Consider the following 10,015-nt stretch of genomic DNA (forward strand, 5'->3'; position numbering starts at 1 on the left):
AACGCGCCCTTGCGCGTGTTCGCCGCATGATGCAGCGTTCGGGCACACGGCGCCAGCGCCTGGGCGCCGCCTCGACCTGTCAGAACTGTCAGGTGCGCACGCGGCCGTCGCCAGTGAGCATCGACAACTCCGCGAAGCGCGAGGCCACGTGGTTGTCGGCACCGAGCGAGATGCTGAAGCCGCCGAAGCTGGTGTCGCCGATGGCTTCGAGGCCGTTCACCAGCGTGTCGGCATTGAGGCGCCCGGACGCACGGCGCGCGCCCTCGGCGAACAGCCGCGCGGCCAGGAATCCTTCGAGGCTGGAGTAGTTGGGCTGCACCTTGTTGCCCCCGCGCGCGATGGCGTCGAGGAACTCGCGCGTGACGGGCCGCGTGGTGGAGAACGGGTTGGGCACCACCTGCGAGATGGCCACGCCCGCGCCGTCCTTGCCGAGTTCGTCGGCCAGGGCCTGCGTGCCCACGAAGGACACGTTGAAGAAGGTGCCGCCGAAGCCGGCCTTGCGCGCCTCGCGCACGAAGGCCGCGCAGGAGGCGTAGGCGCTGATCTGCACCACGGCCTGCGGCTTGGCCGCGACGATGGTGGACACCGCCTTGGCCACGTCCACCGAGTTGCGCTCCACCGTGGCGGTGGCCTTGGGCTTGAGCTTGCGCTGCTCCAGCGCGAGCGTCACGCCGTCCAGGCCGGCCTTGCCGTACGAGTCGTTCTGGTGGAACACCGCGATGTCGTTGAGTCCGAGGCTGGTGAGCTGACGCACGATCAGCGCGGTCTCGTCGTTGTACGAGGCGCGCAGGTGAAAGACCAGGCGGTTGAAGGGCTGGCGCAGGCCCATGGCACCGGTGAAGGGCGCGACGAAGGGCGCGCCGTCCTTGAGGGCCAATGGCAGCGCCGCCAGGCTGGTGGGCGTGCCGATGTAGCCGAACAGCGCGGTGCATCCGCGCGAGAGCAACTGACGCGTGTTCTCGGCGCAGCGCTCGGGTTCGTAGCCGTCGTCGAGCTTGGCGATCTCGATGCGCTGGCCGCCCACACCGCCCTGCTGGTTGAGCAGGTCGAAGTAGAGCTGCGCGCCCGCATTGAACTGGATGCCCAGTTGCGCGGCCGGCCCGCTGAACGCGGCCGACTGGCCCAGCACGATGCGGTTGTTCTGCGCCAGCAGCGCCGGCGCGGCCAGGCCGGCGGCGGTACCGATGGCGCTGGCGGCGAAGGCGCGGCGGCTCAGGCCGGTGGCGCACGGTGGCGTCGTGGGTCGCATGGCAAGGCTCCTGGGATCGGTGGCGTGCCTCTCGGCACGGATACCGGGCATCGGTATCCAGACGTGTCGCATGCTACCGATCGTTCAGGCCTGAAAGGCCACGCTCACCGGGCCAGGGCCACCGTTGATCGCTCCATCGCCGAAACCGGCGTCAGAACCGCCGCGTGAGCTCGATGCCCGCCGACAGCGAGCGCCCCGCGCCCGGTTCGAAGAAGCGGCCGTTGCCCTCGTTGACGATGACCGAGCCCGCGTGGCGGCGGTCCGTCAGGTTGTCCAGGCGCACGAACTGCCGCCAGGTCCAGGGGCCGGTGCTCTGCTCGAAGCGCGCACCCAGAGCGAACAGGGTGTACGCCTCGGCCGCGTCGGTGTTCAGGTCGTTCACGTACACGCGCCCGCTGCGCCGCGCCTCCAGCGTGAACACGCCGCCGATGGGGGCTGCCCAACGTGGCGTCCAGGCCACCTGAGCGAAGAACTGCTGCGCGGGCAGCCCCGGCATGCGATGGCCCGCCGGAATCGGCGTGGGCGCGTTCACGTTGGGGCACAGCGTCATGGTGCAGGTGAGGAAGCCGTCGCGGTAGCGCGCGCTCATCGCCGTGTAAGCGCTGGTCAGCGTGAACTCGTCCACCGCCCACTCGCCCGACAACTCCAGCCCCTGGCGTTCGGTGCGCCCGGCGTTCTGGAACGTGGAGCGCCCACCGGTGTTGTTCTGCACCACGATCTCGTCGCGCGTGCGGATGTCGAACAGCGTGGCGGTCCACAGGCCATCGGCGTGGCGGCCACGCAGGCCGATCTCGGCGCTGGTGCTGCGCGCGGCATTGAGGTCGGTGTTGAGCCCGGCGCCACCGCCGCTGCGGTATGCGGCCTCGTTGAGCGTGGGTGTCTCCAGCCCGCGCCCCACGCTGCCGAACGCCTGCAAGCCGGGCGCCAGGCGCCAGCGCGCACCGACCACCGGCAGCGTGCCGCTGTAGCGCGCGCTGCCGCTGTCGTCGCCATTGGCGAGGAAGCGGTCGTTCGATTCGAAGCGCGTGCGCACGCGGCGCACGCCGCCTTCGAGCGTCCAGTCCTCGCGCGTCCAGGCGGCGCGCAGGTATGGGTCCAGCGTGTCGGCGCGGTTGGTCTCGTCGCGCCGCAGGGTGCCTTGCACGCCGAGCGTGGGGCCGACGAAGTTGTTGTAGCCACGGCGGGCGTCGTTCTGGCGGTCCATGGCCAGGCCCGCGCTCAGGTCGAGCTCGCCGCCCTGCCACTCGCGCTGCAGGCGCCAGCGCGCGTTGAAGCCCCAGTAGTCGCGGTCCAGGTCGATCACGCCGCCCGAGCTGCCCGGCGCGGCCTGCGCGCCGGTGGGAATGGACTGGAACTGCACCACGCGGCGCTGGCCCGCGTAGCCCATCAGCTCCACGCGGTGGCCGCCACCGAGCGACTGGTCCCAGGCCAGGCCGGCCTGCGTCTGCGAGACCGACTTGCGCGTGTTGAAGTTGGTGGCGCTGGCGTCGGTCTGCGTGGGGTCGGCGTCGAACTGCGCGCGCGTCAGGCCCAGCGGGTCGAGCGAGAAGGCGCTCTGGCGGTTGAACACCAGCGTGGTGCGGCCGCCCTCGTGCGCGCGCGACAGCTTGGCGTTGGCCGTGCTACGGTGCGCGGCCGACTGCGGCCGCTGGCCATCGGTCTCGAAGCGGCCCGCATCCAGCGCGTAGGACCAGCCGGGCGCTTCGGCCGTGCCGGTCTGCCCGGCCACCTGGGTGGACAGGCGCCACAGGCCATCGGGCCCGGCGGCCAGGCCGGTGCGCCATTCGCCCGGGCGCGGCCCATCCTGCGTGTAGAGCAGGATGGCGCCGCCGCTGGAGGCGCCATAGAGCGCAGCGAAGGGCCCGCGCACCACCTCGATGCGGTCGGCGCTGCCGAGCGGGAAGTTGGCGGCCTGGCCGGAGCCATCGGGCGCGCTGGCGGGAATGCCGTCCACGAACAGGCGCACGCCGCGCACCCCGAACGTGGCGCGCGAGCCGAACCCGCGAATGGACACCTGCAGGTCCTGCGCGTAGTTCTCGCGGTTGCGGATCACCAGGCCCGGCACGCGGCCCAGGCCTTCGGACAGGTTGATCTGCAACTGGCCCTCGCGCAGCTCGCGGCCGTCGACCACGTCCACGCTGGCGCTGCCCAGCCCGCGCTGCGCGGCATCGGCGCTGCCGCGGATGACCACGGGCGCGAGGGCGCCGCCATCGGCGGCCGGCGTGGATTGGGCCAAGGCGCCCAGGGGCAGGCACAGCAGCGCGCCCGCGGCGCGCACGTCGGTGAAAAACATCATGGCAACTGCACGCTCACTTGCATGGCCGCGTACCACGCGGCCAGGTTCTGGATCTCGGCATCGGTCAGGGGTTTGGCGATCACGGACATGACGTCGTGCGAGCGTTTGCCGCTGCGGTAGTTCTTGAGTTGTTCGACGAGGTAGATCTCGGGCTGCCCCGCCAGGTGCGGCGCGTTGGGCTGCATCGACAGGCCGTTGGGCCCGTGGCAGACCGCGCAGACCGCATCGGCCTTGGCGCGGCCCGCCGCGAGGTCCCCGGCAATCGCCGTACCCGCCACGAGGGCCAGCCCGAGCAGAAGGCTTCTTGCCACCATCAGGGCGCGTAGCTCACGCGGTAGATGGCGCCCACGTAGTCGTCCGAAATCAGGATCGAGCCGTCCTTCATCTGCGCCACGTCCACGGGCCGTCCCTTGTACACGCCGTTCGTATCGAGCCAGCCCTCGGCGAAGACCTCGCTCGCGCCGGCCGTGCCATCGGCCTTGAGCGGGACGAAGTTGATCAGCGCGCCGCTGGGCTTGGTGCGGTTCCACGAGCCGTGCGCGGCCACGAAAATGCCGCCCTGGTACTTCGCGGGAAACTGCTTGCCGCTGTAGAACGTCATGCCCAGCTGCGCCTGGTGCGCGGGAAACTCCACCTGCGGCGCGATGGCGTTGGCTGGCTCCTTCATGTCCTTCAGGTCGGGCGCCGCGGGCGAGCCCGCCACCTTGAATCTGGCGCCGTTCCAGTAGGGGTAGCCGAAGTGCTCGCCCGCCTTGGTGGAGCGGTTGAGCTCGCCGGGCGGCACGTCATCGCCCAGGCCATCGGTCTGGTTGTCGGTCCACCACACCGTCTTGTCCTTGGGGTTGATGTCCATGCCCACCGAGTTGCGCACGCCGCGCGCGTAGACCTCGCGCTTCGATCCGTCGAAGGCGTTCATGCGCACCACGCCGCCAATGCCCAGCCGGTCGTAGAGCTCGAGCTTGCCCGCCGGCTGCACGTTGTGCGGCTGGCCCACGGTGATGTAGAGCGTGCCGTCGTCGGCCACGCGGCACACGCGCGCGCCATGGTTGAAGGACTCCTCGTCCTCCGGGATCAGCTTGCCCTGCGGCACCACCTCGATCACGGCCACGTCGGGGCCTTCGTAGAAGAACTCGGCGGCGGGGAAGTTGAGCACGCGGTTGTGCTCCACCACGATCAGGAAGCCGTCCTTGGTCCAGCACACGCCGTTGGGCACCTTGAAATTGAGCGAGGGCGCGAAGGGTTTCACCTCGTCGGCCACGCTGTCGCCGTTGCGGTCGGTCACCGCCCACACGCGCGTCTTGCGCGTGCCCACAAACAGCATGTTGGTGTTGGGCGCCACAGCCATGTGGCGCGCGTCGGGCACCACGGCGTAGAGCTCGATCTTGAAGCCCGCGGGCAGCTTCACGTTCTTCAGGTTGGCCTTGATGGCCTCGGCGTTGCGGCCTTCCTGCGGCACGGGCGGGATGTTCAGGTCCGTGCCCGAGACCTTGAACTGCTTGAGCGCCTGCAGGTTGTCCCTGCCGGCCTGGGCGGAGGCGGACGTGATCAGTCCGCACAGCAGCCACGCTGTGATGAGCGGAATCGTCTTCATGTGTCTCCTCGTTGGTGGAACCCGATCGGGTCGGGCGAACTCATTGTGGGTGCGGTGTTTGCCGCGCCACAAGGGGCGCGGCAATATCCCACTCCCACCTGTGCCTGTTGTGTGACGAAATGGAACACCCCACCCACCGTGGCCTGAACCGGCGCACCGTGCTCGGCCTGGGCCTCGCGCCGTTCCCGCTCGCCCGGGCCCAGCCGGCCGGCGCCGTCCTGCAGCGCAGCATCGCCAGCACGGGCGAGGCCATTCCCGCCATCGGCCTGGGCAGCTGGATCACCTTCAACGTGGGCAACGACCCGCAAGGCCGCGCGCAATGCGCCGCGGTGGTGCGCGCCTTCTTCGCCGACGGCGGGCGCCTGATCGACAGCTCGCCCATGTACGGCTCCTCGCAAGCCGTGATCGGGCAGGCGCTGGCCTCGCTGGGCGGGCCGCCACCGCTGTTCTCGGCCGAGAAGGTCTGGACGGGCAGCGCCGCGCGCGGCCCGGCGCAGATCGAACAATCGCGCGCGCACTGGGGCGTGCCACGCTTCGACCTGATGCAGGTGCACAACCTGCTGGCCTGGGAAGAGCACCTGCCGATGCTGCAGCGCATGAAGGCCAGCGGACAGTTGCGCTGCGTCGGCATCACCACCTCCGAGGGCCGGCGCCACGACGAACTGGAGCGGATCCTGCGCACGCAGACGCTCGACTTCGTGCAGCTCACCTACAACCCCCTGGACCGCGAGGCCGAACAGCGCCTGCTGCCGCTGGCGCAGCAGCGCGGCGTGGCGGTGATCGTCAACCGCAGCTTTCGCGAAGGCCAGCTCACGCGGGCGCTGGCGCGCCACCCCCTGCCCGGTTGGGCCGCCGAGCTCGGCGCCAGCAGTTGGGCCCAGCTCATCCTGAAGTTCGTGCTGGCCCACCCAGCCGTGACCTGCGCCATCCCCGCCACGCGGCAGGTGGCGCACGTGCGCGAGAACCTGGCCGCCGCGCGCGGGCCGCTGCCCGACGCGGCGCAGCGCGAACGCATCGCGCGCGCGATCGGCGCGCTGTAGGGGCCGTCGATGAGCGAGTGGTGGACCTACCGTCCTTCCGACTTCCTGATGTTCGCGCCCGACACCTACTGGCGCCTGTTCGAGCTGCACAACGCCGCCTGGTGGCCGCTGGGGTTGCTGGCCAACGTGCTGGTGCTGGCCTTGTCGCTCGCACTGTGGCAAGGGCATCCGCGCGCCGCGCGCCTGGGCACCGGCCTGATGGCCGCGCTGAGCGCGCTGGTGGCCTGGGGCTTCGTGTGGCGGCTCTATGTGCCCATCAACTGGGGCGCGCAGGCGCTGGTGGGCCTGTACCTGATCGCGGCGCTGGGCTGGTTGCTGCTGTCGGGTGCAGCAGCGGTGGCGCGGCGCGCGCGCGTGGGCACCCTGCTGCTGCTCATGGCCGCGCTGTCCTGGCCACTCATGGCGCTGGCGGACGGGCGCCCCTTCGTGCAGGCCGAGCTCATCGGCCTGGCACCCGACCCCACGGCGGTGGCGGGCCTGGGCCTGCTGCTGCATGTGCGGCCAGACTCGCGCGCGGGACATGGGCTGTGGTGGGTATTGCTGGCGCTGGGCGTGCTGGTCTGCCTGATCAGCGCTGCCACGCTGGCCACCATGGAGCAGGGTCTGGCGTTCGCCCCGCTCGCGGCGGCGGCGATCGCGCTGGGTGCCGCGCTGGCCCGACGGAACAGGCCACGGCACCGCAGCGACGCCGTGGCCTGATGCGCCGCGCGAGCGCGCGGCACAGGTGCGGCGATCAGGCGGCTTGCGGCAGCAGCGCGGCCTTGCGGCGGCGGCGCACCAGGCCGGCCACAGCGCCCAGTCCGGCCAGCAGCATGGCGTAGCTTTCGGGCTCGGGCACGGGGCTCGCGAAGGCCGTGCGGCCCGGGCTGCCGATGTCGCCCAGGCTGTTGACCCAGGAGCCTTCGATGTCGCCCACGGCCGAGAACACCCATTGCGACACGTCGTTCGCGCCCAGCGCGCCGGCGCTGGTGGCGTGGCCGCTGATGCCGCGCGTGCGCGGGTCGCTGCCGTAGGTGAGGCGGTCCACCAGCTGGCCGGCGCCATCGAAGAGGTTGATCTCGTCGCCGTTGCCCAGGTTGTTGGTGTACGGGCCCCAGACCTTCACGCTCGGGTCCAGGTTCCAGATGCTGCGGAAGGTGTTGGGGTTCATCTCGGTGATGATCACCGACTCGCCCGGCGCCACGATGCCGAAGGCCGACAGCGGGAAGGTCCCCGCCGCGCGCGAATCGTCGTCGTAGCTCCAGCCGCTGAAGTCCACCGCGGTGGGGCCCAGGTTGGTGAATTCGATGAACTCCCGGTCGGTGCTGCCGGCGCCCTGGTACATCCACTCGGTGATCACCACGCCGGTGGTGGCGGCGAACGAACTGCAGGCGGCGAAGGCGGCCACGGCGAGGGCGGCGAGTTGCTTTTTCATGGTCAGGCTCCTGTGGGAAGAAGGGACGAAGGACGGGGGTCAGGCGTTGCGGCGACGGCGCGTGACACCGGCGACGGCGGCCAGACCGGCCAGCAACATCGCGTAGGTCTCGGGCTCGGGCACCGGGGCGGTGAGGATGTAGACGAAGGGCGATTCGTCGGTGATGAAGATCGTGCCGTCGGCGGCGATGGTCACGCCCTCGGCGATGCCGCTGAGGGTGGTGAAGGCAAAGGAGCTGAGCACCTGGCCGGTGCGCGTCACCTCCAGCAGGCGCTGCGATTCCTGGCTGTAGATCAGCAGGTGGTCGGCAAAGCTGGCGCCGGTGAAGCCGCTGAGCACCTGCACGTCCGACAGGTCGGCCACGCCGAGGCTGGGCGTGAACAGGCTGCTCATGCTGTGCGTGCCGTTGGCGAAGTCGATGCCGCCGTACTGAACGGCCTGCGGGTTCTTTTCCTTCACCGCCACGAACTGGCCGCTGGCCCGGTCGTAGGAGATGCCTTCGATGCCCTCGTTGCCCACGGTGGCGCCCAGGGAGACGGTCTGCAGCGAGCCGCGCGAGACGCTGCCGCCCGACTGGTAGCTCAGCTTGTAGACGTCCTGGAGGCGTTCCTCGCCGATGACGAACTCGCCGTTGCCGATGTAGGTCAAGGCCTCGGTGTCGTCGAAGCCGGTGAGGCGCATGCTGCCCAGTACCGTGCCGTCGCGCGCCACCTCGGTGATGTACTCGCCCTCGTCGCCCACCACGAACAGGGTGTTGGTGTCCCAGTTCCAGGTGATGGCCGAGGACTCCGAGGCGGTGCCGGGCAGCGCGAAGCTCGAGGTGAGCGTGTAGCGCGACAGGTCCAGGGCCTGGGCCTGCGCGGCCACGGGGATGAAGGAAGCACTCAGGAGCGCAATGGCCGCCGCCACACGCTTGAACGAAAGGGAGGGCATGGTCTGGTCTCGCTGGTATGTCCGGGAAAGGTCCCCGGACGATTCTGGAAACCGAACATGAACAGATGAAACAATCGAGACCTCTTCGAATGGTCCCATCGGACCATGGGCCGGAACTTCCGACATGAGCCTCCATCCCCCCCGCGTCCTCAGCATCGCCGGCAGCGACTCCGGCGGCGGCGCCGGCATCCAGGCCGACCTCAAGACCATGGGCGCGCTGGGCTGCTTCGGCATGACCGCCATCACCGCGATCACCGCGCAGAACACCCAAGGCGTGCGCGCCATCCAGGCGCTGCCCGCGGCCTTGCTCGAACAGCAGATCGATGCCGTCGTCGAGGACATCGGCGTGGACGCGGTCAAGATCGGCATGCTGCACGACCCCGAGGTGGTGCGCGCGGTGGCGCGCGCCATCGATCGCCACCAACTGCAGCGCGTGGTGCTCGACCCGGTGATGGTGGCCACCAGCGGCGACCGCCTGATCGCCCCGGACACCATGGCCGTGCTGGTGGCCGAGCTGTTCCCGCGCGTCACGGTGATCACGCCCAACCTCGACGAAGCCGGCTGGTTCGTGGGCCACGCGATCCCCACGGCCGACGCGCTGGAGAGCGCCGCGCGCGAGCTGCGCGCGCTGGGCGCGCGCGGCGTGTTGCTCAAGGGCGGCCACCTCAGCGGCCCGGTGCTCACCGATCTGCTGCTGGAAGGCGACAGCGTCACGCGCTGGGCTGGCGAGCGCATCGACACCCCCAACACCCACGGCACGGGCTGCACCCTCTCCAGCGCCATCGCCTGCGGGCTGGCGCGCGCCCTCCCACTGGCCGACGCCGTGGCCCAGGCGCGCGACTATGTGCGCGCCGCACTGCACGCATCGGCGCAGTGGCGCCTGGGCCGCGGCCACGGGCCGCTGAACCACGGCTTCTCGCCCCTGCCCACCACCGGTCACGCGCAAGAGCGCTAAGCTTTCAACCTGTCACCCGTTCTCATCAAGGAGCCCCCATGAGCAAGAAGACCGCCAAACCCGTCATGGCCGTGAACATCGGCATCAGCGAAAAGGACCGCGCCGCCATCGCCAAGGGCCTGAGCCACCTGCTGGCCGATACCTACACGCTGTACCTCACCACGCACAACTTCCACTGGAACGTGACGGGCCCCATGTTCAACAGCCTGCACGCCATGTTCATGCAGCAGTACACCGAGCTGTGGAACGCGGTCGACCCCATCGCCGAGCGCATCCGCTCGCTGGGCCACGTGGCGCCCGGCAGCTACGCCGACTTCGCCAAGCTCAGCTCGCTGCCCGACGCACCCGCCACACCGCCCAAGGCGCTGGAGATGGTCGCCATCCTGGCCAAGGGCCACGAAGGCGCGGCGCGCACCGCGCGCGCCATGTTCGATCTGGTCGACAAGGCCAGCGACGAGCCCACCGCCGACGTGCTGGTGCAGCGCCTCACGGTGCACGAGCAGACCGCGTGGATGCTGCGCTCCCTTCTGGAAGAGT

The 10,015-nt window shown here is 70.3% G+C and carries 10 protein-coding genes; 4 read left to right on the forward strand and 6 right to left on the reverse strand.

Annotation, left to right across the window (positions count from 1 at the left end; genetic code table 11):
- Positions 1 to 88 precede the first annotated feature (88 nt).
- From VLG41_RS12610 to VLG41_RS12625, 4 genes are all read right to left on the reverse strand, one after another.
- Positions 89 to 1,249: an ABC transporter substrate-binding protein gene (locus VLG41_RS12610; RefSeq protein ID WP_325349751.1), complete on the reverse strand. Its 1,161-nt coding sequence runs from the start codon at positions 1,247 to 1,249 to the stop codon at positions 89 to 91.
- 151 nt (positions 1,250 to 1,400) lie between these two features.
- Positions 1,401 to 3,545, reverse strand: a complete 2,145-nt coding sequence (locus VLG41_RS12615; protein ID WP_325349752.1) for a TonB-dependent receptor family protein — start codon at positions 3,543 to 3,545, stop codon at positions 1,401 to 1,403.
- Positions 3,542 to 3,859, reverse strand: coding sequence for a cytochrome c (locus VLG41_RS12620; RefSeq protein WP_325349753.1), 318 nt, complete (start codon positions 3,857 to 3,859; stop codon positions 3,542 to 3,544). Before VLG41_RS12620 ends, VLG41_RS12615 begins: the two co-directional genes overlap by 4 nt.
- A complete protein-coding gene (locus VLG41_RS12625) occupies positions 3,859 to 5,136 on the reverse strand; it encodes a PQQ-dependent sugar dehydrogenase (protein WP_325349754.1) in 1,278 nt (425 codons plus the stop codon). The genes VLG41_RS12620 and VLG41_RS12625 overlap by 1 nt, the downstream gene beginning before the upstream one ends.
- Before the next feature lie 119 nt (positions 5,137 to 5,255).
- On the opposite strand from VLG41_RS12625, the gene VLG41_RS12630 reads away from it, so the two are divergent.
- Positions 5,256 to 6,176: an aldo/keto reductase gene (locus tag VLG41_RS12630; protein WP_325349755.1), complete on the forward strand. Its 921-nt coding sequence runs from the start codon at positions 5,256 to 5,258 to the stop codon at positions 6,174 to 6,176.
- Positions 6,177 to 6,185: 9 nt separating this feature from the next.
- On the forward strand, positions 6,186 to 6,875 hold the full coding sequence (locus VLG41_RS12635; protein ID WP_325349756.1) for a DUF6064 family protein: 690 nt from the start codon (positions 6,186 to 6,188) through the stop codon (positions 6,873 to 6,875).
- A 34-nt stretch (positions 6,876 to 6,909) separates the two neighbouring features.
- On the opposite strand, the gene VLG41_RS12640 is transcribed toward VLG41_RS12635, so the two are convergent.
- Together VLG41_RS12640 and VLG41_RS12645 are read right to left on the reverse strand one after the other, a co-directional pair.
- Positions 6,910 to 7,590 (reverse strand): lamin tail domain-containing protein, encoded by a 681-nt coding sequence (locus tag VLG41_RS12640; RefSeq protein ID WP_325349757.1) that lies wholly within the window; start codon positions 7,588 to 7,590, stop codon positions 6,910 to 6,912.
- A 39-nt stretch (positions 7,591 to 7,629) separates the two neighbouring features.
- Positions 7,630 to 8,523, reverse strand: coding sequence for an SdiA-regulated domain-containing protein (locus tag VLG41_RS12645; protein WP_325349758.1), 894 nt, complete (start codon positions 8,521 to 8,523; stop codon positions 7,630 to 7,632).
- Positions 8,524 to 8,647: 124 nt separating this feature from the next.
- Between VLG41_RS12645 and thiD the strand changes: the two genes are divergently transcribed.
- Positions 8,648 to 9,478, forward strand: a complete 831-nt coding sequence (gene thiD, locus VLG41_RS12650) for a bifunctional hydroxymethylpyrimidine kinase/phosphomethylpyrimidine kinase (protein WP_325349759.1) — start codon at positions 8,648 to 8,650, stop codon at positions 9,476 to 9,478.
- Positions 9,479 to 9,516: 38 nt separating this feature from the next.
- A partial coding sequence (locus tag VLG41_RS12655; protein ID WP_325349760.1) for a Dps family protein occupies positions 9,517 to 10,015 on the forward strand: 499 nt, incomplete at its 3' end.

The organism is Hydrogenophaga sp. (assembly GCF_035481345.1).
Taxonomy (GTDB): Bacteria; Pseudomonadota; Gammaproteobacteria; order Burkholderiales; family Burkholderiaceae_C; genus Hydrogenophaga.